The organism is Paenibacillus sp. y28 (assembly GCF_037137075.1).
Taxonomy (GTDB): domain Bacteria; phylum Bacillota; class Bacilli; order Paenibacillales; family NBRC-103111; genus JBBBNV01.
This window is the reverse complement of sequence record NZ_JBBBNV010000017.1, coordinates 26,292-49,424: the sequence shown is the minus strand read 5'-3', so window position 1 is coordinate 49,424 and position 23,133 is coordinate 26,292. Positions and strand designations below refer to the sequence as shown.

The window sequence follows — 23,133 nt, the reverse complement described above, 5'->3', positions numbered from 1 at the left end:
GTATGTGGGTGACATGGATAAGCTGGGGAGCCGCTTCGCTGGCGCTGGTCACGCTGCTGTATTGGTTTTATATGCTATATGAGGTGACAAACGGTCTGCCCGCCATTGAGCCGCTGCCGGCTGCAACCGATGAGCCCGGATCGGGCGATTTGCCGCTTGTATCCATTATCGTGGCGGCAAAGGAGGAGGAATCGTCCATTGCCGAGACGGTGCGGCGGCTGGAAGCGCAGTCGTATCCGAAAATCGAGATTATCGCGGTTAATGACCGTTCGACGGATACGACCGGACTAAAGCTGAACGAGCTCAAAAAATGGACGGAGCAGAAGGAATCTACCGGGCTGCGGATGCGAATTATTCATATCACGTCACTGCCCAAAGGCTGGATCGGCAAAAATCACGCCTTGTATCAAGGCTATCTGCAAGCCAAAGGAAAGTATCTGCTGTTTGCCGACGCGGATGTCAACCTTCAGCCGGATGCGATTCGCGACGCTGTTGCATATATGCAGCAGCATGAGACGGACCATCTAACCCTGGCCCCGACCATCAAGACAGGAGATTGGATGCTGAAGCAATTTGTGTCGTTTTTCTTCTTTACGTTTTTTATGTTTTTCCGTCCGTGGCGGGCCAACCGGGACAAGCAGCGCCGCTTCGGCATCGGCATCGGCGCCTTTAATTTAATCCGCCGTGATGCCTATGAGCGGATTGGCACACACCGGGCCTTCGCTATGCGTCCGGACGATGATCTCCAGCTCGGCATGCAGGTGAAGCGCAGCGGGCTGCGGCAGCGGTTCCTGCTCGGGCTTGACAGCGCCGAGGTCGAATGGTATCCGAATATCAGCAAGGCGATTACAGGCCTGGAGAAAAATTTGTTCTCCGGCTTCGATTACCGGCTCGGTTATGCACTGCTGGGCATCCTTTTGCAGCTGCTCTTTTTCGTTTTTCCTTTCGCCGGCATCTGGATCGCATATTGGTTCGGAGGACCTTGGGTATCTGCCGCGTATTTGGCCAGCATCGCAATCATGCTTAGTTTATATGCCGTCTTTATCCGCAAGCTTTCCCGCAGCTCCGGCATCGAAGCGCCGTTCTTGCCGCTGGCCGCGCTGGTGATGGCATATACGTTTATCCGGGCGGTGTTCCTGACCCTGCGCAGGGGCGGCATTACCTGGAGAGGGACGTTTTATTCGCTGGAGGAGCTGAAATTTCTAAGCAAAAAATGGTAAGTGCAGAGTACAGGCCCTTCTCCGCAGCGGAGGATGGCCTGTTCTGTTTGACGGCCGAACGGCCGCTGCCCTGCAAGGAACCGAGCCGCTGGAGCTTCCTCGCTACGCATCCTGTCATTCCAGGCATCATCCCCCCGGCTGTCGCATAACCCTTGTTAAAAGTGCGGGAAAGCAGATGTAATATACCATCACAAATTTTGATACAAAACTTGACTTTTCTGAACATTCGATTTATTATAACCATACGCTTAGTTTCCGGCTGCCATACCGGAAAGCGGGGGAACCAGTTTTTTTGGGGCGAAGCATTTATTGATTTGAATGCAGGGTACCATCTACCCGAGTCCGTCAGCTAACCTCGTCAGCAGAAGATGGGTCGTTTCTTTGCTTTTACATTTAAAGTAGAGTCTGGGCCCTAACCAGGGGTCTTTTTTGCGTTTATGGACCCTTGCCGGAACTGGCCGCTGCCCCCGCGCCTCACTGCTTCACTTTGGCCTGCGAAAACCAATCCGTGAAGGGAGACGGGAAATATGTTGAAAGCCATTATTTTTGATTTTGACGGAACGATTATCGACACTGAAACGGCGTGGTACGTTGCCTTTCGGGACGCCTACAAGACGTACGACGTCGATTTGACACTGGAGATGTACTCGCAGTGTATCGGAACGAGCCTGCACACCTTTAATCCCTACGAGTATTTAATCACCGAATTAAACCTGCCGATTGACCGGGAACAATTCAAATCATTTATTCACAAGCAGCACGATCTTCTGATGGAGAAAGAACAAATCCGGCCGGGAATACGCAGCTATCTCGATCAGGCTAAAGCCGCCGGACTCAAGATCGGTCTGGCCTCCAGCTCCTCCAGAGCCTGGGTGGACAAATACTTAGCACAGCTGGATCTTGACCGCTATTTTGATTGCATTCGTACTGCAGATAACGTCCAGCGTGTGAAGCCGGACCCCGAATTGTATCTCCAAGCCCTCCAATGCCTCGGTGTTGACGCAAATGAAGCCATCGCCGTCGAAGACTCTCCCAATGGAGCCAAAGCCGCCGAAGCCGCCGGAATGGACTGCATTATTATTCCGAACGGAATTACAAAGCACCTTCCTTTCGGTAAATCGCGCTTTCGTCTTGACGCCTTAAGCGATCTGGATTTCGAGATGATGCTGGAAACCGCCGCCGGCCGGTAAAGCATCCGTTCATCGGTCCGCCGCTCCTAAGGACATGATAACGTTCAGGAGCCGGATTCGATCTGTGTTCATAGGCAGGAGAATGAGCTTTTCAAATCCAACGGAGAGCAGGCCGATATTCTTATAAAAAACAGCCGATTGAAATCAGGATTGATCTTGGATTTATTTTCAGAATATTCAGATAAATATATCAAACGGTGCACATAAGGAGTGGAATTGCAATCCGAGAGGAGAGATGACCATTGAACCCTTTATTTAAAGAACAAACTCCGAGAAAAGCTGTACACTTCGGGGCGGGAAACATCGGCAGGGGCTTTATCGGGCTGATGCTGTCCCGTTCCGGATACGAGGTTTGTTTTGTAGCCCGGAATAAAGAGCAAGTGGCGCTCCTGCAGCAGGAACAACAATATACCGTCACCCTGGCGAATGAAGCCGAAGATACCGCCATTGTCAAAAATATAACCGCCGTCCACGTTCAAAACGATGAAGCTCTCATGGAGAACATCGCCACAGCCGATTTAATTACGACTGCGGTCGGCACAGCCTCCCTGCCCCATATCGCTGAGGCTATCGCGCAGGGCATTGAACGGCGCCTGGAAGAAAATGTGCGCCCCCTGCATGTCATTGCATGCGAGAACGCGGTCGGCGGCAGCTCGCAGCTTAAAAAATGGGTATATACGTATTTGAAGCCGGAAACACATGCGGCGGCAGAGCGCTATGTCTCGTTTCCGAATACCAGTGTAGACCGGATTGTTCCGGTTCAGCCGCCGGGCGATCCGCTGACGGTTAAGGTCGAGCCGTTCTACGAGTGGATTATTCACCGGGCGGAGCTGAAAAAGGGCTTCCAGGAAATCAAAGGCGTGCGGTACGTGGACTCGCTTGAGCCGTTCGTGGAGCGGAAGCTGTTCACCGTCAATACCGGGCATTGCACTGCTGCGTACTACGGTTATCTGGCGGGGTACCAGACCATTCAACAAGCAATGAAGGATGCGCGAATTCGGGAAAAGGTCCGGCAAGTGCTGCACGAAACGGGCAGTCTGCTGGTTCATAAATATGAGTTGGATGAACAGGAGCATACCCAGTACATTCATAAAACGCTAGAGCGGTTTGCAAATCCCGGCTTAACCGACAAAATCGTCCGGGTCGGCCGCTCCCCGCTCCGCAAGCTGTCCATGAATGACCGCCTGGTTCGTCCTGCCCTTCAAGCCTGCAGATACGGTATAGAGGCGCCTCATCTGGCTTCGGCCATCGCGGCGGCCCTGCTGTTCGATTACGCCAAGGACCCGGAGGCCGTCAAGCTGCAGGCATTTCTCCGTCAGGAAGGCATCGGCCCCTTTATCACCCGCCATATGGGCATCCCTGAAGTATACCGCCTGCATAGGCAGATTACCGCCGGCTACGATAATTTAAGGCAGCGGCGGCCCCTGATCGGCACCATGTAACCGCCCGCGATCCATCCGGACTATATCCACTCATGCAGCAATTCCCCGTACATACAAGCGGGCTTGGATGAGCTGCTTTGGTTTCCGTGGAGCTATTTCCCATCTAGCTGGCCCCTGTAATGCGACGCCACACGGCGCCCTTCAAGCGGGCATACACTGCGGCCCCGCAACAAATACACCTCCCGCTCCGGCAAGCCTATTACGGCCTTCCGGGACGGGAGGTGTTTCCATTCAATATGAACTTAGCTTGCCGTTTGAACGGCTTTCTCTTCCATGTGCTTCATCCGAGCGAATGGCCTGGCCTGAGGCTGCTCATTATCTGATCAGCCTCAGGCATACACCCTATGTAATCTGAACCCAGCTCCAAGACCGGCTAATCGGCTGGCCCAGGTTATGCCTTACGCAAGCTGCGGAGCTCGTCGCAGAGCGCCTCGATTTCGCTGATGCTGAATTGGCTTCGGCTCATGACATGGTTGTGAATGTCCTTGATGTCTTCAAAGCGGCTCTCATCCAATGTTTCGGCTTTGATGGATGCAGCGGTGACGACTTTGAGCTTTGCCTTAATGTCTTCTACCATGCGGGCAATATCGGCGACACGATCCGTTAAATGCACAAGGCTCACCCTTTCTGTGCTTTTGTTTCCCCATTGTAACATGAAGCCGGGAGGAACACACCTTATCGGCTTATATTTTTTCAAATAAATTTTGGAAAAACCGATTGACAGAAGCCCCCCTCAAACAGGACTTGTCCCTTTCCGGAAGCCGGACCACCCGCTGGAGGCCGGTTGAATCAATACGTTAATTTTACGATGCGGGTAGCATCATCATAGTCTACCTTCGCTCCCAGCACTTCTGCCAGCAAACGGACCGGCACCATCGTGTTCTCCCCAATCAGCCTGGCCGGCGTTGTGGTGGAGCGGCGTTCGCCGTTCATGGCATACTGGTCCTGTTCTGTAAACAAGGTGACCTTCAAGCTGCCTTTCGTATACACGGCGGCACGCTGCTGCTCATCCCATTCCACCTGGGCGCCCAGCGCTGCGGCCAAATCGCGGACATACAGGAACGAGGAGCCGTCCACCATTTCCGGCTGACGCTTCATCGGGAAATCAACGCCATCCACCTGATAGCTGGCGGCCTCCAGGCCGAAGCTGGCAACCCGCTGGACCGTTCCCCCGGTCCCGATTGATTTCTTATACCGCTCCGCATGTTGATGCAATATTGCTTTGCCCAGCCCTTCGACAGGCTCAGTGGTGAAGTCCCATTCTTTGATGTCCTCTTGCGAAGTGCCGTCCTTTTTAACCACTTGCAGCCAGAGCTTGGCATGATAGCTTGTATCCAGCTGTAAAGGCTCGATAGGCATCATGATTACCGAAGCCGTCAGGCTGTCATCATTGACCGGATCATTGGCAAGCACCTTAACCGGCTGGTTGGTGCGTGTATTTGTTAATTCAGATTTGAGCAGCTTTACCGTTTCAATGTCTTGTCCTGTGTAATTGGCCATCATCGGATAACCGATAGGATAATCGGCTTGGGGGTACATGCGGATCGGGTCAGGTGTCTCATGACCATAAAACGAAGTCGGCACATAACGGTCCCCGGCGGCAGGAGATACTACAAGCTGGGTGGATTTCCCGGACTTCAAGCCGAATTCGATGATCGTATAATCTCCTGCCTTGGCAATTCCGATTTCCTCTGTAGCCGGATCCAGAAAGGGCGTACGGTGATACGGAGCATCAAACAGCGCATCAATTGCCTCCGTAATGGACCCCCCCTTTAAATATGCGGCATCCTCTCCGATGCTTGACAGAAAACCGTAATAAACACTCCGTTCTCCCGGGGTCGCGCCTACAAACTCCGGCTTCCCTTTTTCCTCCAGGTGCAGGTTAGCCTCACTGCCTTTGCCTTGCCCCACCTTATTTCGATCCAAATATTTCGCATGGGCCGAAGCGATTGCATTCAATTGGTCATTTAAGTTCAAGCTTGGAAGCTGGTGAATCTCTCTATAGTCATTGATGACAGCCAGACCTTTAATCTGCTCTGTTCCCGGCGCAGGAAACTGCTTATAGGCATCTGCCGCAACCGTAAACGTCCAAGAATGCTCTATTGGCTGATACCCTGAATAGGAGATAGACATCCGAACGGTATAGGTGCCCGGAAGTAGATCCTGGTCGGGCGTATATTCAAACGTCCCCTTCTTGTTGTCGTATACAGCTTGTACGTTTTCCCCGTTCAAAGACATAGAGAAATGCGTCGGAGAACGCTTCATATCGGTATCAAACAATAACGTTATGGCCGGTTTCGTGATCCCGACAAGGTTGTCCGGGAATTGTTGAAAGCTGTAAGAATAAGCCTGCGCAGCGGGCGCGGGGATAGCGAGAGTAACAGACCAGAAAACAACTATAAATACAAGCATGTAAATCTGCTTTTGCACGCGGGAAATAATTCTCATCGTATAGCTCCTCCTTCATCCATTGCTGAGGACAGCGGATGTCCATTTTGCATCGCTGGGCATTTTGCCCTTTTGAAACAGCTATGACCGTATACGCCGAGAATAGGATAAAGTTGCTGAAATCCGCGTTGGAAAAGACGTCGTATGTCGAAGTGATTACATAATTTTACTTTTCGACAGCATTTTTTCGTATAATTTCGAGCTCATTGTTCCTTTTTTTTACATGGACAACGTTTTCGACACCTTGTTATATTGTAGGTAATCTTATCCGATCCAGGACAAGGAGGTAACAAGATGCTTTCAAAACAACGTCCCTTCCTGCAATTATGGAAAAAATCCGCCGCCGCAGTGCTTTCAGCCGCTATGCTGCTCACCGTATCGGCCGCCTTGCCGCCGAATGTTGCTACAGGGAAGCTTTTCCCTCAGACCGCTTCGGCTGCTTCCCCCGCATTTACGGACACCTCCAGCCACTGGGCCGCTTCCACCATCGCCTGGGCGCTGCAAAAAGGCATTGTCGACGGCTATGCCGACAACACCTTCCGTCCGAATCAGCCGGTATCGGAGCCGGAATTTTTGGCTATGCTGCTTCGCGCTTATCCGGATCGCCCCGAAGGCCTAAGCACCGCCGCCGCAAACACGGGGGACTGGTCGGCCCCGTATTATCATATCGCGGACAGCATCGGCTGGCCGGTACAGCATGCAGCCTCCGCCGAGAAGTATAATCGCGGACTTGTGGCGCTGCTCATCGCTGCAACCCAGCAAAAAACGAGCTCTCAGGATCAAGCCATCGCCTATTTGCTGCAGCATGGTCTGGCCAGCGGCAAAACAGACGCAACCGTACAAGGCTTCGGAGCCGCAGATCAGCTTACACGCGCGGAAGCGCTGCAGTTTATCCGAAACCTGCTGGACAAGCAGGTGGACCTGTGGGCGTACGGAACGACCTCTAATGCTACCGGCCCGTCTGGCGGCACATCTTCTCCGGAGCCGGCAGTTGAACCGGTCCAGTCCCGGGAAATTGCTGTCCGGGGCATCTCGATCGGGGATACGGAGAGCAGCGTCGTCAGCCAGCTCGGCAAGCCTGCCCGGAAAGACCTCAGCGAGTACGGCTTTTATTGGTACATTTATAATGCGGATTACAGCAACTACGCAATGATCGGCATCCAGGACGGCCGTGTCGTCGGGCTGTATTCCACATCGGACAATTGGCAAACCGATAAAGGCATCAAGGCTGGCAGCGCCAAAGATACCGTGAAGAAGCTGTATGGACAGCCCGACATCTCTATCAAAAAGGGCCGTACCGAATATGTGCTGAGCGACAGCAAGGGCGAGTCTTCCCTTTACCATATCGGGAGCAGCTACGTTACGTTTTTTTATGACCTGCATCAAGACGGCATTGTAACCTCAGTCCAGGTCATTGCAGAGCAAACCGAACAGGGGCTCGACGGCTTCTACGGAACCGCCTCCGCAGAGCTGGCGAACAGCTATGAGCGGGAAATTTGGGACCTGGCGAATGCAGCCCGGGTGAAATTCGGCAAACCGGCGCTCGCCTGGAGCGATCTTGCTGCCGCAAGCGCGCGCAAGCATGCTCAGGATATGGCCGTCAACAACTTTTTTGCCCATAACAATTTGCAGGGCCAAACCCCGTTTGACCGGATGAAGGCAGAGGGCATCAAGTATTCTCTGGCGGCCGAAAATATCGCTGCCGGACAAACAAGCGCCATCTTTGCCCACGAAGGCTGGATGAACTCTGAAGGGCACCGGACGAACCTGCTCGGCAACACGACCCAGCTTGGGGTCGGCGTTTACTTCGGGGGTTCGATGAATATTTACTACGGGCAAAATTTTTTCACCCCGCGTTGAAGCCCTGAAACGTAAAGAATAAAATGAAGCCTTGAGAACGGCGTAAAAAACCACTGCAGCGGAGCTGAAGCTCCAATAGCAGCTCCGGCTATGTTTACATGGTAAATCTGGTTTATCGTAAAAAAAGTTTCTGCAGCATCACATGAAAAACCTCCCGCGGCACGCGGGGTGTAGGATGGGAATACATTGGCGGACACAACGCTAGCCAATGACTTCCGAAATACACCCGCTTGCGGCCGGGAGGTTTTATTGTTTCGACTACAGGGTGTGGCGGTGTAAATTGTAAATACAAGTCTGGCCCTCTTAGGCCGATCGGCGGATTACAGCACGGCTGCTTTTCGCTGCCGGACCGGGGCGGCATAATCCGGAATTCCGATTTTGCGCCCCTTGCCGTGAGGAATACACACCGGCGTCCCAAACAGCAAGTCGGTCCCGATTTCACATTCCATTCCGAAGACGGTGCGAATCATCTCCTTGGTCATCATGTCCTCCGGCCGCCCTTGAGAATGGACCCCCCGGTTATGTACCGCTATCATATGATGCGCATACCGGCAAGCCAAATTCAAATCGTGCAAAACCATCACGATCGTCCGCTGTTCCGTCTGATTCAGCTCATATAGCAAATCCAGAATTTCCACCTGATGGGCCAAGTCCAGATAGGTGGTCGGCTCATCCAGCAGCAGCACCTCCGTGTTTTGGGCCAGCGTCATGGCAATCCAGGCCCGCTGTCGCTGCCCGCCGGAAAGCGAGTCTACGGCCCGATTGTGCAGCTGCTCCAAATCCGTGACGTGAAGCGCCTTCCTGACCTGGTGCTCATCCTCTTCAGACCACTGCTGGAACATGCTTTGGTGCGGATACCTCCCCAGCCGGACGAGCTGCAGCACGGTCAAGCCTTCGGGAAGCACAGGCCCCTGCGGAAGCACCGCCATCTCCCGGGCCACCTGCTTCGTGGACATCCGGGAAATCTGCTGCCCATTCAATAAAATTGCGCCCTGTGAAGGCTTCAGCAGACGGGCGAACGAGCGCAGCAGGGTTGATTTGCCGCAGCCGTTGCTCCCGATCAGAATGCTGATTTGGCCCCGCGGAATTTGGAGATCGAGTCCTTCAATAATCGTGGTGTCTCCGTAATGAAGCGATAAGCCTTGAGCGGCTAACGTATTCAAATTGCTCAACATGCTCTCCCCCTTATCATTTCATTGAGCCGCCAGCCGGGAATGGCACCCGCTCGCTGTTCAGGCCGGCTTCGGCAGTTCTTCCGTTGAATACTCTGATTTGTGCGGCTTGCCGGCTGCAAGACGACGAATATCGCTGCCCTGTCCCGTCTCCCGGCTGTACTGCTTGCCTGGACTTCAGGCCTGCTGCTGCTTCACCTTAATTAGTAAATACAGGAAAAAGGGCGCGCCGAGTACAGCCGTGAACACCCCCGCCGGAACGTCCCGCGGAGCGAGGATCGTGCGGCCCAGCAAATCGGCTGCCGCCAGCAGCAGCGCCCCGACAATCGCAGAGCATACCAGAAGCATCCCGTGCGAGCCTCCAACCAGTCTGCGGGAGATGTGCGGAGCCATCAGTCCGATAAACCCGATGCCGCCGACAAAAGCGACGGCCGATCCCGCCAGCGCAGATGCCGTCACGATAAGGGCAAAGCGCTGAAGCTGCATCCGTCCGCCCAAAAGCACCGGCAGCTCATTGCCAAGCACCTGAATGTTCATGCGCCGCACCAATACAAACAGAACCGGCAAAAAAAGCAGCAGCCATGGAGAAAAAAAGAGCACCGACGTCCAGTTCGCCCCGTATACGGTGCCGGTCATCCATATTTTGGCCTGGCTGGTCACGAAAATCGGACTGAAAATAAGAAACAGCATCTTCAGCGCTTCCAGCAGCGCTGTCACGCCAAGCCCGACCAAAATCATCCGCATCGGGGAAACCCCTTTTTTCCAGGCACCAAAATAAATAAAGGCCGAGACGGCTATCGCTCCGCCGAATGCGAACAACGGCATCCATACAATACTCGTCTTTACATTAAAGACGGCCAAATAAAATACCGCCATCATCGCCGCCCCGCTGGTAATGCCGATAACGTCGGGGGACGCCAGCGGATTGCGGACGACCGCCTGCAAAATCGTGCCGGACACCGCCAGCGCCGCTCCGGCCAGGCACGCCATAACGGCCCGCGGCATACGGAAGTTCCAGATTACCGTTCCTTCCATCGCCTCGCTGTGAGGCCCCTCCAGCAAGATTTGAATCGTCCGGATGGGCGATATGTATAATGTGCCGACCCCGATGCTGAGAATGACGAGCAGAACCAGCAGCAGGAACAAGCACAACGTAATCCATGCCCCTTTCTTTTCCATGAAAAAAGACAGCTTGAACGGACGCGATCGGAACGTCACATAACGGCTCATTTGGGCATCAGCTCCTTTCGGGCCAAATAAATAAAGAACGGCGCGCCGATAATCGCCGTCATGACTCCGACCGGCACTTCCTTAGGGTAGGCGACGAACCGGGCCGCGATATCCGCAGCCAGCAGCAGAATGGGGCCCAGCACCGCGCAGTAAGGCACAATCCACCGGTAGTCCATCCCGATAAGGCCCCGAACAATGTGAGGAATGACCAGACCGACAAATCCGATGGGACCTGCCACAGCTACCGAGCCCCCCGCCAGCACCACTACCGCCAGCAAGGATACGATTTTGACGCGGATGGTGTTTTGTCCAAGCCCCTTAGCGACGTCCTCCCCGACGGAGATGACATTCATCGCCTTTCCAAGCAGCAGTGCGCATACGTAACCGACTAGAAAAAGCGGCACCATGGGCAGCAGGTTCTCCAGCTTGCGCCCTTCCACCGACCCTACCAGCCAGAAAAAAACGGAATCCAGCGTTCCTTCATCGGAAACGAGAATCGCGGAGCTGAAGGAGGAGAATAGCGCGGTCATCGTAGCCCCCGCCAAGGTCAGCTTGAGCGGAGTCATTCCTTCCCGTCCGACAGAGCCGACCAAATAGACAGAAACAGCCGCCGCACATGCACCGGCAACGGCAAACCAAACCAGCTGGCTTTGCCCGCTGACGGATAGCAGGGAAACGCCGGCAACGACAAAGAAGCTGGCCCCTGCATTGATGCCGATAATACCGGGCGAAGCCATCGGATTGCGTGTCAGCGCCTGCATAATGGCCCCGGACATGGCCAGCGCCGCACCGACCAGGACGGCGGTCAGTGCACGAGGCAGCCGGATGTCCCGGATGATAACATGCTCACTCGAGGCATCGAAATGTACATAGGCCCCCCAGGCGGTTGCCCACGTCGTATTGGCATACCCGTACACATTGCTGGCCAAAAACAAAAAAATGCACAAGCCCAGGCATACGATAAAGCCCGCCAGCCTGGACATGCTGCTCTGAAGTATCATTTTGCCGCAACCCTTTCTGTTCTCATCCATGTAAAGACCCGCATCTGAAGGGGACAGCCTTCAAATGCGGGAACCGTTTCTTTATTTTTTTGCAGCGTCCGCTCCAAGCAGGTATTTCTCCAGGTCATCCAGCATCAGATTTGCCGCAATAATGCCGCCGGAGGAATTCCAGATGCCGTCGTCCACCTTAATGGCTTTTCCTTTTTTAACGACGTCCAGGTTTTTCCACAGCGTTTCTTCCTGCCATTCTTTTTCTGTTTTCGTCGTTTCACCCTTCTCGTCCAATAAGGTAAAATAGAACATGATATCACCTTCAACCTCAGGAATCCGCTCCTTGCCAATGATATCAGCGAAGGTTGGCTTATCCTGGATTTCCGGACGCTTCAAGCCGATTTTTTTCAGGATGCCGCCCGGGAACGTATCATTGTAATACACACGGACCTTATCACCCAGGTAAAAACGGACAAGCGAAACCTTGGTATTCATTTTATCGCCCAGTTTGCCCTGGAAGTCTTGAACGCGCTTATCGTACTCGGCCAGCTTCTTGTCGCCTTCTTCTTTCTTGTTCAGGGCTTCCGCATACACCTTGAAGTTGATGAATGTGTCCGAGTTCGTACGGCCCGAGAACACCGTCGGAGCGATGCTGGACAGCTGGTCATAAATTTTCTCCTGACGCAGCTTGTTTCCGATAATGAGGTCCGGCTTGAGGGCTGCGATAGCCTCCAGATTCGGCTGATTCTCATCCCCTACGATTTGAACGCCTTCAAGCTGGCTTTTGAGGTGAGCATAATACGGCTCCACGCCCCATGCCCGCACCATGCCTACCGGCTTCACGCCCAGGGCCAAGGCCGCTTCAACAGCGTCGTTGACAAGCACGACGACTCTTTTGGGTGTTTCTTTAATCTGCGTTTCACCCATCGTGTGTTTTACAGTATACGGACCGCTGGCTGCAGACTGCTTGTTTGCCCCCTCATCCGGCTTCGGTGTCGCCGCAGGCGCTCCGCCAGTGGATTGTGAATTTGCTCCTCCGGTACCGCCTGCGCATGCGGATAAAATAAGTGCAAACGCGAGCAGCAGCGCGACAACCGGCATCATTTTGTATTGCCTGGACATGCTTGTTTCTCCCCTTTTACTCTGAAAATGATAATTGTTATCATTGAATAGTGTAAAGCATGCCGAGAGTTTTCGTCCATGTTCTAAAGGATCCGATTTGTTAAACGATTCTACCTGTTATTGCAGAGCCGTTGAAGCCATCCCGCTTCAATACTACCTTTAACCAGAAAAGGAGCAATGGAAATGGCTGCGCAGCTGTCCGTCCAGATGATCCCCCGCACACTGTATCTGCTCTCATCCGTACGCAAATTCCGCCGGACCAAGGGCTTCCGTCTCTCGTACAAGCGTTTGCCCGCCCCGGCGCTTTGCTTCATTACCAAGGGCAAAGGGAGCCTCCGGTTAAACGATACCGCGCATGCGGTTGAACCGCAGCAGCTGTACTATATGGAGTCCGGCGCTGAAGTCGAGGCCGAAGCCCGCACGAGGGAAACCGAATATTATGTTATATTCCTGGAGCCTCTGACCGCCAGCAAGCGCAATGGGCGCTGGAGGCTGGGCGGCGATCGCCGTCCGGCTGCGCGCCTGCTCCCTCCGGGACGTATACCGGTGACGGATCCGGCACAAATTCAGGAGCGCTTCGAGCAGATTCTCCGTTCCTTTCAAGGACAGGCGGAAGCCCATCCGCCGGATCTCCAGCTGCAGGCCCTGCTGGATCTTCTGGTTCGGGAGAGCCTGCCGCAGGAAGCCGTTCCCGCCGCCAATAGCGGCATTGATTCCTGCATCGCCTACATGCATCACCATTTTCGCGAAAAAATTAGCCGGGAAACGCTCGCCGACATTGCCGGGCTTACTCCTAATGCATTTTGCCGAAGCTTCAAGCGCGCCCACGGCGTCTCTCCGACGGACTACCTTAACCGGATACGGATTAATGCCGCCAAAGAGCAGCTGTCCCCGGGCCAATCGGTCAAGGAGGTTGCCGCACTTGTCGGGTACGGGAGCGAATATTATTTCAGCCGCATTTTTAAGGAAACGGTAGGTATCGCCCCGACGCTATTTATCAAGAGAGAACGGCTGCGTGTGGCTACAGCCTCGCGTACAAGCTATCAGGACAACCTGTCCTCTATCGGTATGGAGGCGGTTGCAGCTGTTGACTGCTACCGGTACCCGGAAATCGACGATGCCGAGTATGATCGGCGGATGCTGTCCCAGCTGGAGCAGCTGCGGATGGTAAAGCCGGATCTCATTATCGGGGACTTTTTCCATCATCCTTTTTATGAAGCGTTCAAGCAGATTGCCCCGACCGTGATTCTGGAGCACCATCTGGATTGGCGCGTCAATCATCAAAGAATCGCCGAGCTGGTCGGCCGCGAGCAGGAGGCCGACCAAACGTTTGCGCAAATGGAAGAACGGATCGCCGCCCTGCGGGAACGGTTCAGCCGGACAGCGCAACAGCAAAGCGTCACCGTGATGCAGGTCGTTCCGACCAGAGTCAGGATACAGGGAACCATCAGCCATCCCCTCAATGAACTGCTCTACGAAGGGCTTGGCCTGATGCCGGGAAGGGATGTACCGAGGAATAAGATGCGCAGGGAGCTGCCTGCGGAGGAGCTGCCCGCGCTGGAAGCGGACCACCTCTTTCTGATTGGCAAAGCCGGGATACAGCCGGAAGACCCGTTCTATGACAAGCTGCAGGAGGTCTGCTTCCTCCATTTCATCCCGAATTGGCTGTTTATGAGCTGGACCCCGCCGGGCAGAAACCGTATTCTTGACGTACTGGAAAATACCTTGGGGCGCTAACCCCGCGCACCTGCCGGGCCTCCCTCAATACAGTGAGGCCCCTCGCCGGGAGCCGCCGAGCAGCAGAGCCAAGACTGAGCGAGAGCGGCCGCATTTTTCGCCGCTTCAGCAACTGGAAGGAACGAATTCACCGACTGGCAGCACAATCGCAGCTGCTGTCGCCCTCCGCTTAGAACGAAGCCCAATCAAACACACCCTGTTCTCAGAAGCCTGACGCTCTTCTGAAAACAGGGTGTTTCTGTAAAGGGAGGCTGGAAGCGGACTGCCAAACCACCTCATGCCGTCATGCGTATTACAGGCCAGGCTATGGGGAAGAGCATTTGCCAGAAGACATCGCGGCCGCCAAAGGCCCGATTGCTATTCTGTAACTGTAATGAATCTCCGTGCTTCGCTCATTCAAGCGGCGGCAGCCTATCGGCGGATGTCGGCTCCACCGGTCGGGCTTGCCACTGAACAAGCTGGCTCTTCAAATTGCGGATAAACTGCAGCGCCTCAGCCCGGGTCAATACATCTGCGCCCCGGTAGCCCGAAACGGACCGGTCTGTTTTTCCGTTCGAATAGCCTTTGGCCAGCAAATAATGAATCGCGTCATCACCGTTCAGATGCTGTCCGTCCGCACCGGCGATGATTTCCGCTACGGTACCGCGCAGCACCGCCCCATCCCGGATCGCGGCATCGCTTGCGCCCAGCACAGGCATGTTCAATGCCGCCGCCGCCCGATAGCTGCTGTCGGACCAGTGTCCGGATGAACCGGTATTATCCTGCACCCCCAGCAGCCCGTATGAACGCAAAAACAGAATTACGATTTCAGCCTCGCTTACCGTCTGGTCCGGACGCAAGATACCGTCTTCATAGCCTTCGACAATGCCCTGATCCGCCGCCCAGCTCAAGGTTTCCTCCGCCCAGTGGCCCTTCACGTCCGTGAAGCGGTCCGCAGCAGGTCCTGCGGCTGTCCCGCTTCCGCCGTCAGTCGTTCCCGGATTCGGGCTGGCCGCGCCTGTTCCGTCAGAAGCCGTCTTGCTCGAAGCGGTAGTAAAAGACCAGGCTTCGTCCAAATATACTTTATTGCCGTCTTCATCCACGGCTTCTCCCTTTACATCGATAATATACGTGGTGGAAGGCTCCAATGGCTCCTGGGGAATCAGAACCACATAGTTTCTTCCTGCAACGCCATCTTTTTCACCGTCTGTATCATAAAAAGGAATACTCTTGCCTGATCCGCTGCGTATAGCTGCCTGAATGTTATGAAGGGTTGACTCCGCCGCCACCGAGATGGAGATGGGGTACCCCACATCGGCCGCTTCCTTCCCATAGGCCTTCAGGGGAGCAAAGGCTCCGTTGCCATTCCAGGAGGCCGGAACCCCCTTTTGTCCGTCATACGGGTACATCACCGGCTTGTTGGCATGCACGACCAGATTGGAGCGGTCTCCTAAATCAATGACAGTCCACGGTGTTCCGCCGGGCTGGATGCCAATCCCCACTTCCGCGACCTGCCGATCCAGCAATTTGATGCGCTGGTAAGGTGAATCGATCATACGCTGTACAGCCGTTTCGGCAGAGCTGCCGACCGGAAGGACCGCTTCCGTAATGAACTCGTAATCATAACCGAACATGGCTGCCCGGTGACCGATATCCGCGCCGAAGAAGTTCGTTTTACCCGCCTGCTCCGTGTACAAATCTCCATTAGGATTCGAGGCCAAATACTTGCTGTGCGCCTGTGCGGACCAGTTGAGGCTTTCGTTCTCCGCCAGACGGTTTAATCCGGCATCCTGCCGAATTTCATTTAAATAGGCGATTCCTTTCTCCTGCTGTCGCAGTACCGTCTGTTTGTCCACACCCCAATAGGGGTCCTCCAGCCCGTTAGTCACAAACAGCTTCACGGACGCCTCCGTCTCCCCGGCAATTGCGGTAATCGTCACCGAGCCTGCCCGGTGGCCGACAATCCCGTCCGCAGTCACTGTCGCGATAGCGGCATCTGAGGTTTCATACCGGGCCAGCTGTGTGAAATCGGCCTGATCGGCGCCATATTTGCCAGTCAACGTAAACGGAATAACGATTCCAGGGTCCATGGTTAGATCCGCTATCGTGAAGGTGAGCGAGTCCGGTGAAGCGGAATCAAGCGTCCGCTCCGTGCTTACTCCGTCATAAACGGCCTTGATGACACCGGGCAGCCCCGTCAAGGAGCTCACCGTTACGCTCCCCGCCGAATGGATCGCCACTGCCGATGTATTGGAGGAGCTAAACACGGTTTCCGCCGTCACATCCCGGCTTTCCCCGGAATCTGAAATCGCTACGGCTTTCAGCTGCAGCGGTATGTTGACCGGAACCTCGCCTGTTGCATAGGTTTGTCCTCCGGGTGACTGCAGGGAGACGGATAGCGACTCCGTCTGTCCCGCGAATGCGGACAACGGGCCGGCGGCAATCGCCACAGCCATTCCCAGCAGCAGGCTGTATCGTATTTTGTGCATGCCTTGCGCACCTCCAGCTTCAAATATCTTTCCTCAACAAATTCATGCGGTTGTATGTCACCTGTATACGGTTCAAGCATGATCAACGGTCTTTTACATCGGACGCTGCAGTAGGGTTAGATGTTGCATAGTATATCAATTTTTAACGATGCTTTCTAATGGAAGAACCACCCTGCACCTTCAATAGCGCCCCCGCCCCGCCTGGCATGACAGCATCAGACAAGCCGCCTATCCCCTGAATAGGATGCATCTTTTGTCTGTTTATACACAGCGTAAACCATGCATCGCGTTAATTTTTCGCGGACCATATGTTTAAATGTTTATTCAGGCATTAAAAATAAGCCCCGCTGAAGACGGGGCCCGTTTGGGGCGCTACCGCAGGAAGCTCCCGTGCATAGCAGACCGGTCGCATTATACGAAATTCATCATAGATTACAAGATGAATTGTCTTATTCTGCACTTCAAGAAGCTAGGGGTTAAACACGGCGCAGCGGCTCGCCCTCCTGAGAGCGCCTGCTGCAGCTACTCGCTCTTCCCGCCGGTTCCCGCAACGGCCAGCATCCGATCGGCCAGACGGCTGAACGGCAGCGACTGCACCCAGACCTTGCCCGGGCCCCGCAGCGTAGCGAAGAACAAGCCTTCGCCGCCGAACAAGGCTGTTTTAATGCCTTTTACAAATTCAATGCTGTACTCAATGCCTTGCGTCATGGCCACCAGGCAGCCGGTATCCAGGCGAAGCAGCTCGCCGGGCTGGAGAACACGCTCTACGACCATACCGCCAGCATGCACGAAGGCCAGACCGTCCCCTTCAATTTTTTGCATAATAAAGCCTTCGCCGCCGAAAAATCCCGCGCCCAGCTTCCGCTGAAATTCAATGCCGACCGATACGCCCTTGGCCGCACACAGAAAAGCTTCCTTCTGGCAAATCACCTTGCCGCCCAAATCGCTGAGATCCAGCGGAATTATTTTGCCCGGGTACGGAGAGGCGAAGGAGACCTGCTGCTTGCCGCTGCCCCGGTTCGTATAGACGGTCATAAACAGACTTTCTCCGGTCAGCAGCCGCTTCCCTGCACCGAACAGCTTGCCCATCAGGCCCTTGTTCTCCCCGCTGCCGTCGCCAAAAATCGTTTCCATCTGAATACCGGCGTCCATCATCATGAAGCTGCCCGCTTCGGCAACCACGCTCTCGCCAGGGTCCAAGCCGATTTCAACAAACTGCATTTCATGTCCATGGATGACATAATCAATCTCGTGTGCGTTCAACGGGAACATCTCCTCTTCATTTCGGCATAATCGTCAATAATTTCGTTCATCTTCATCATGTAATGCGGCACAGCGCTTACTTATTCTTCGCGCTTACTTATTCTTCAAAAAACAGTCCATTTCCTTGCTGCATCCGGCACACGCCTTACTTATTTGCCTTGAAATACGTACACCCGCAGGCCCCGCAGGAGCAAATACAGGCCCCGCTTCTCGTCCTTGATGGAGCCGGAGCTCTTCCAGACGGCATTCAGGAGGCTTTCCCCCTTTTACGCCGGAAGCAGCCCTATCGCCAAGCCTTCAATCCGCTCCCGAAGGGCAAGCCGTTCCCGCCGCCGCGCCGGGATCGCCTCCGCTCCATCGTAAGCGTCCGCCAGCTGCCCGCACACCGCGCCGGTCGTATCGGCCTCTTCGCCCAAATTGACGACCTGAAGCGCGCATCTCCTGCAGCCAGTCCCAGCAAGCTGCCAATGTAGCGGCTCACTTGTTCCGGCTTTACACCCGGACTCCTAATCATACGGTTCCGCTCCTTTTTGGAAAGGCCGAATCCTCCAGCGCCTCCAGCCACAGCTTGCCTACACTGTCGTATTTGCGGTAGCGCTCCAGCACCCGGCCCGCCTCCCGCAGCCGGTTCTCCAGGCTGCCGTGCAGCGGAATAAACGGAATGCGGCGCGATTGCAGGTCGGCGGTTATTTTTTGCTGAAAAATCCCGCGTTCCATCTCGCCCGAACGGTCCCATGTATCGTCGTACGGAATATCGTCCATACAAAGAAACACGAGATCGTACCGGCTTGCGGCCCGGTCAGCCAGCTCGGTCAAGCGGGGAGCCGCCGTGCCATGATAATCCAGAGCAAACATGTACGTGGTGATCGCGTTCGTATCCACGAACAGCACTTCCCGCGCCTCCGTTATCAGCCGATCCTCCCGCTCCAGATGCCCTTCCGCAATTTCAGTGAGCTGATCCGGCGTCAGACGGCGGTCTAGCTGATGCGCAGCCCAATATTCACGGCCGTATTCCGGCATCCACGCCGTCCCGTACCGCTCTGCCAGCGCCTGGGCCAGCGTCGTCTTCCCGGTCGAAGGAGCGCCCAGCAGCACGGCCGTCGTCACCAAATCCCGGTATACCCGGGGATGGACGAACGCGCGCGCAGCATACGGGTCCCTTCGCACCTGCGTTCCGGATACCGGAAACGTCAGCCGCTGCGGATCAACCCGCCGGTCAATCGCTCCCAACGCCTGGCTCATATGCTCCCCATACCGCTCACTGGAATAAAAATGAGTCACCTGCCGCCCGTCCAGCAAAGCAAAAATGTACTGCTCCTGCTTCCGCATAATGTCCGGGGTATAGCCGGTTTCCTGCGGCCCGTTCCAGGCTTCTAAAACCTCCGCCGCCGGATACAGCGCCCGAAACCAATTCGCCCGGACCGGCAACGGGATGCTCGTCGTTTCCGGGCAATCATAAATGACGACAATCACCCGATCCGTCTCCCGCAGCGCGGTTTCTATCATATATTGGTGCCCGCGGTGCAGCGGGGCGAACTTGCCAAGCGTCAAGCCTACCGTTGCATTAACCATGCTGTATTCCTCCTTGCGCGTCGTTATGTCTTCATCTATCTGCCGAAGCATCGGCTGGGTCGATTTTGCTGTGCCATGCTTCTCCGGTGCCGGACCGCCTTCCCCCGGCGCTCTTTTTACACCTTCACGGCATTGTCAGCGATATTCCGGCTGATCCGCCGTCGATAGCGGCCGTGCTCCCGGCCACGCGTGTAACTGCAGCTCGCTGCGCCAGCTCAGCAGCCCTGACACCGCAATGCCCAGAAATACTGCGTATAATAGCGCAATCAGATACAGCTCCTTATAGGCATACATCCCGACAGACAAAACATCTACCGCAATCCAGACAACCCAGTTCTCCAGCACCTTGCTGGAGAGCAGCAGCTGGGCAGCCAAGCTTAAGGTGGCAAGGAACGCGTCCAGGTACGGAATCGATGCATCCGTATACCGCTCCAGCACCATTCCCCAGCCTCCGGTCACGGCAATGACGGCAATACCGAGCAGAATGCCCCGCAGCAGCGTGAGCCGCCGTGTCGGCCGCACCTTGGCCGTTCCTCTCCCGGTCAGCCAGACAATCCAGCCTTGAACACTCATGACGAAAAAGAACACCTGCAGCAGCATATCCGCATACAGCTTCGCCTCATAAAACATCGCAAAAAAACAAATCACATTAACAAGGCCAATCGGCCAGCACCAAATGTTTTGACGGGCGGTCAGCCAAACGCACAGCAGCCCGCTCAGGGTCGCCGTAAATTCCAGTGCCGACGAAGAGGTGAAATAAGCGGCGGCGCACAGACCAAGCAGCATAATTACGAGCAGTCCAAGCTTTTTCATATCATCACTCCCACCAAAATAATTATAATGTCATTATGACATTATCAGTTGCCGCATAAAAAGCGGGGCTCTGTAATGAAAACAGCGGCCCGTTAGCAGCCCAATCATCATGGAACTCAGAAGCACGCTGCGATTTCCGCCAGGATACAGCCGGATAAACGGCTTCGCTTTTGTCCACAGACCCGGATGCTTGTCAGTTCCATCCGATCCCCCGCACGAGTGCCAATAGAGCCGCCCGGATTCGGCCGGACAAGCTTAGCTGTACAAGGACAGCTTCGGCATCTCGCCGGTGAACCGGTACAGCTGCGCCGCCCGCTGGGAATAACGGTTGGACGTCTTCGGGAGCCCGGCGCTGTCCAGCACCTCCTCCAGCACCCCGCTCCGGCTGCGCGTCGATTTCATTTTGCGGATAAAATTGGCCTCTTCAAAATCCGGCACTACGGTACGAATAATTTGATACAGCTCTCCCAGCGTAAACTCCTCCGGCAAAAACGCTCTGGCAATCGTGGTCAGCAGCATTTGCTCACGTATGCGCGCCAGCGCATCCTGCAAAATCCGCCGGTGATCGAAGGCCAGCTTCATGGCGGACAGCGCCTCTTCTACCGGAAACAAGCCAACCTCGGAGGCATCGGAGGCTGCTCTGCGAGACAGCAGCTTGCGCTCCTCCACCAAAGCGCAAAACGCATGGGAAATCATCCACCCCCGCGGGTCCCGCCCCGGCTCGCTGTATACATTCAGATATTCCATATGCACTCCTTCAATGCCCGCTTCCTCCTGAAGCTCCCGGCTGGCGGTTTCGTACATCGTCTCGGTTTCGTGAGAGAAGCCGCCCGGCAGCGCCCACATACCGGCGAACGGCCATGCCTTGCGTTTGACCAGCAGCACCTCCAGCGTCCGCTTCGGAAGGGACTTCGTTCCCCGCTGCTGCGGCTCGGATGTAATAGTAAAAATGACAATATCCGCGGGCGCTCCGTCCGGTGTCCGGTATTTTCCGGGATCATAGGCACGTTCATGGTCTGTTTCCATGGCAGATTACCCCTTACATTCGATTTAATATTATCATTATGACATTTTAAAAGAAAATGTCAACACCTTTATGATATTCCCCTTGACTTCAGGCGGATTGGTTTTAGAAATAAGGTTTACGAGTCCCTGATGTTCAGAATCTGTTCAGAGTCGCCTGCTATACTAGTCCAATGGAACTAGGAATGAGGAGGGTTCTGGAGATAAAATGTCGTATTTTGTCTCTGTTTGTAATAAGACATCGATTTCCCAAGCCTCCAACTTGCTTCGGAAAAGGAGAGATGCCTCTTTGAACAAATGGCTCTCTTCTGCGTACGACGCTCTGCGTTTCTCTGGTCAGTCAGCTTCATGCGCCCCCAGCCCCCTTTAGCATAGCGCAGCAGCTGTCATGTTAGAGGCGGAACCGGCATCGCTTTGCCCAAAGCGGTGCCGGCACCCGACTGAAGAAGAAGGCAGCCCCTCCCACAATTGCAGTGATCCGCTGCTGTTCATGGATATTGGAATAATGTGCTGTACTTGTATAACAACAAGATCAGGATGCCCCTATTCACCTTGAACGCCATGCAACCGGCATAATCCCCAGCCATATCTGCCCTTGTTCAGTTCAAAGCCCCTGCCCGGCGCACCGCCGGACAGGGGCTCTTCGCTTAAGCGGGCCACATCTGCTTGTGGTACGCCATATTCCAGAATAAATACTTACTAGCGGGTGGTATGCAGGAGGATTTCTTCCAGCCGGGACAGGCCCATAGGCCCTTTCGCATCTTAAGCTTTTTGACGCTCCGGCCCGATTCCGAATAAGTTGTGCGCGTTCGCCGTCGAGGACGCCGCCACCTGCTCCGCCGGAACACCAAGGCAGCGGGCCAGTCTTTGCACCACATGCGGCAAATAGACCGGCTCATTCCGGCTGTTGTCCGGCTTCACCGGCAGGTCCCTTGGCGTCAGGAACGGGGCATCCGTCTCCACAAGCAGCCGATCCAGCGGAATCCGGCGGACCAGCTGCTGCAATGGCTTTCCGCGCCGCTCATCGCAAATCCAGCCCGTGATTCCGATATAAAAGCCGGCCGCCAAATACGCCTCCAGCTCTGACGCACTGCCCGTAAAGCAGTGTACGACAGCTGCGGGAAGCTGCGCCTTATGCTCGCGAAGCACCTTCATAAAATCATGGTGCGCCTCTCGGTCGTGCAAAAACAGCGGCAGCCCCGTCCGGCAGGCCAGCTCCACCTGAGCGGTAAAACAAGCAATTTGCGCCGAACGCGGGGAGAAATCCCGGTTATAATCGAGCCCGCACTCCCCGATGGCCACAACCTCCGGCAGACCTGCCAGCTCCTCCAGCCTTCGGGCTGTCCCCGCATGAAAATGCTTGGCATCATGAGGATGAACTCCTGCCGTACTGTACAGCTTTCCCGGACGGGCTTTGGCATAACGGGCGGCCTCCTCACTGGAACGCAGGCTCGTTCCCGTAATAATGAGCGGGCTTACGCCGGCAGCCTCTGCCCGCGAAATAACCTGATCCCGGTCTTCCGCAAAGGAACGGTGCATCAAATTGACACCGATATCAATGAACGTCGTCATCATCTCTAA

17 protein-coding genes, 1 pseudogene and 1 riboswitch are annotated in these 23,133 nt (G+C 55.0%); of the genes and pseudogenes, 5 read left to right on the top strand and 13 right to left on the bottom strand.

Features of this window, described 5'->3' with window-relative positions; translation table 11 throughout:
- Window positions 1-2: 2 nt before the first annotated feature.
- The 3 genes from WBG83_RS14435 (at window position 3) to WBG83_RS14425 (ending at window position 3,852) form a co-directional block, all read left to right on the top strand.
- Entirely contained in the window at window positions 3-1,220 is a 1,218-nt protein-coding gene (locus WBG83_RS14435; RefSeq protein ID WP_336745823.1) for a glycosyltransferase, read from the top strand.
- Between the two features lie 235 nt (window positions 1,221-1,455).
- Window positions 1,456-1,597, top strand: a riboswitch (cyclic di-AMP (ydaO/yuaA leader).
- A 150-nt stretch (window positions 1,598-1,747) separates the two neighbouring features.
- A complete protein-coding gene (locus WBG83_RS14430; RefSeq protein ID WP_336745822.1) occupies window positions 1,748-2,410 on the top strand; it encodes an HAD family hydrolase in 663 nt (220 codons plus the stop codon).
- 242 nt (window positions 2,411-2,652) lie between these two features.
- On the top strand, window positions 2,653-3,852 hold the full coding sequence (locus WBG83_RS14425; protein ID WP_336745821.1) for a mannitol-1-phosphate 5-dehydrogenase: 1,200 nt from the start codon (window positions 2,653-2,655) through the stop codon (window positions 3,850-3,852).
- A 391-nt stretch (window positions 3,853-4,243) separates the two neighbouring features.
- On the opposite strand, the gene WBG83_RS14420 is transcribed toward WBG83_RS14425, so the two are convergent.
- Both WBG83_RS14420 and WBG83_RS14415 read right to left on the bottom strand, forming a co-directional pair.
- Complete coding sequence (locus WBG83_RS14420) at window positions 4,244-4,465, bottom strand: DUF1128 domain-containing protein (RefSeq protein ID WP_336745820.1); 222 nt, start codon at window positions 4,463-4,465, stop codon at window positions 4,244-4,246.
- Window positions 4,466-4,641: 176 nt separating this feature from the next.
- Window positions 4,642-6,300, bottom strand: coding sequence for a stalk domain-containing protein (locus tag WBG83_RS14415; protein WP_336745819.1), 1,659 nt, complete (start codon window positions 6,298-6,300; stop codon window positions 4,642-4,644).
- A gap of 294 nt (window positions 6,301-6,594) precedes the next feature.
- Here WBG83_RS14415 and WBG83_RS14410 point away from each other — a divergent pair, with 294 nt between their 5' ends.
- On the top strand, window positions 6,595-8,160 hold the full coding sequence (locus WBG83_RS14410) for a CAP-associated domain-containing protein (protein ID WP_336745818.1): 1,566 nt from the start codon (window positions 6,595-6,597) through the stop codon (window positions 8,158-8,160).
- Window positions 8,161-8,480: 320 nt separating this feature from the next.
- Here the strand turns inward: WBG83_RS14410 and WBG83_RS14405 are convergent, their stop codons facing one another.
- The 4 genes from WBG83_RS14405 to WBG83_RS14390 all read right to left on the bottom strand — a co-directional run bounded on the left by WBG83_RS14405 (window position 8,481) and on the right by WBG83_RS14390 (window position 12,676).
- Window positions 8,481-9,335 carry an ABC transporter ATP-binding protein gene (locus tag WBG83_RS14405; protein WP_336745816.1) on the bottom strand — a complete coding sequence of 285 codons (855 nt, stop codon included), beginning with the start codon at window positions 9,333-9,335 and terminating at the stop codon, window positions 8,481-8,483.
- 174 nt (window positions 9,336-9,509) lie between these two features.
- Window positions 9,510-10,562: a FecCD family ABC transporter permease gene (locus WBG83_RS14400; protein ID WP_336745815.1), complete on the bottom strand. Its 1,053-nt coding sequence runs from the start codon at window positions 10,560-10,562 to the stop codon at window positions 9,510-9,512.
- A complete protein-coding gene (locus WBG83_RS14395) occupies window positions 10,559-11,593 on the bottom strand; it encodes a FecCD family ABC transporter permease (RefSeq protein WP_336745813.1) in 1,035 nt (344 codons plus the stop codon). The genes WBG83_RS14400 and WBG83_RS14395 overlap by 4 nt, the downstream gene beginning before the upstream one ends.
- A gap of 51 nt (window positions 11,594-11,644) precedes the next feature.
- Window positions 11,645-12,676: an ABC transporter substrate-binding protein gene (locus WBG83_RS14390; RefSeq protein WP_336745812.1), complete on the bottom strand. Its 1,032-nt coding sequence runs from the start codon at window positions 12,674-12,676 to the stop codon at window positions 11,645-11,647.
- A gap of 183 nt (window positions 12,677-12,859) precedes the next feature.
- On the opposite strand from WBG83_RS14390, the gene WBG83_RS14385 reads away from it, so the two are divergent.
- Entirely contained in the window at window positions 12,860-14,413 is a 1,554-nt protein-coding gene (locus tag WBG83_RS14385; protein ID WP_336745811.1) for an AraC family transcriptional regulator, read from the top strand.
- A gap of 392 nt (window positions 14,414-14,805) precedes the next feature.
- On the opposite strand, the gene WBG83_RS14380 is transcribed toward WBG83_RS14385, so the two are convergent.
- The 7 genes and pseudogenes from WBG83_RS14380 to WBG83_RS14350 all read right to left on the bottom strand — a co-directional run bounded on the left by WBG83_RS14380 (window position 14,806) and on the right by WBG83_RS14350 (window position 23,127).
- On the bottom strand, window positions 14,806-16,881 hold the full coding sequence (locus tag WBG83_RS14380) for an S-layer homology domain-containing protein (protein ID WP_336745810.1): 2,076 nt from the start codon (window positions 16,879-16,881) through the stop codon (window positions 14,806-14,808).
- A 522-nt stretch (window positions 16,882-17,403) separates the two neighbouring features.
- Window positions 17,404-18,144, bottom strand: coding sequence for a TIGR00266 family protein (locus WBG83_RS14375; protein ID WP_336745808.1), 741 nt, complete (start codon window positions 18,142-18,144; stop codon window positions 17,404-17,406).
- 266 nt (window positions 18,145-18,410) lie between these two features.
- Window positions 18,411-18,584, bottom strand: a pseudogene (locus tag WBG83_RS14370) (ADP-ribosylglycohydrolase family protein); the annotation flags it as partial.
- Window positions 18,585-18,654: 70 nt separating this feature from the next.
- The gene (locus WBG83_RS14365; protein ID WP_336745807.1) at window positions 18,655-19,716 is read right to left on the bottom strand and encodes an AAA family ATPase; all 1,062 of its coding nucleotides are present in this window, start codon (window positions 19,714-19,716) and stop codon (window positions 18,655-18,657) included.
- A 135-nt stretch (window positions 19,717-19,851) separates the two neighbouring features.
- The gene (gene pnuC, locus WBG83_RS14360; RefSeq protein WP_336745806.1) at window positions 19,852-20,529 is read right to left on the bottom strand and encodes a nicotinamide riboside transporter PnuC; all 678 of its coding nucleotides are present in this window, start codon (window positions 20,527-20,529) and stop codon (window positions 19,852-19,854) included.
- Between the two features lie 255 nt (window positions 20,530-20,784).
- Entirely contained in the window at window positions 20,785-21,555 is a 771-nt protein-coding gene (locus tag WBG83_RS14355) for an NUDIX domain-containing protein (RefSeq protein WP_336745804.1), read from the bottom strand.
- Between the two features lie 759 nt (window positions 21,556-22,314).
- Window positions 22,315-23,127, bottom strand: a complete 813-nt coding sequence (locus WBG83_RS14350) for a TatD family hydrolase (protein WP_336745803.1) — start codon at window positions 23,125-23,127, stop codon at window positions 22,315-22,317.
- Between the last annotated feature and the right edge of the window lie 6 nt (window positions 23,128-23,133).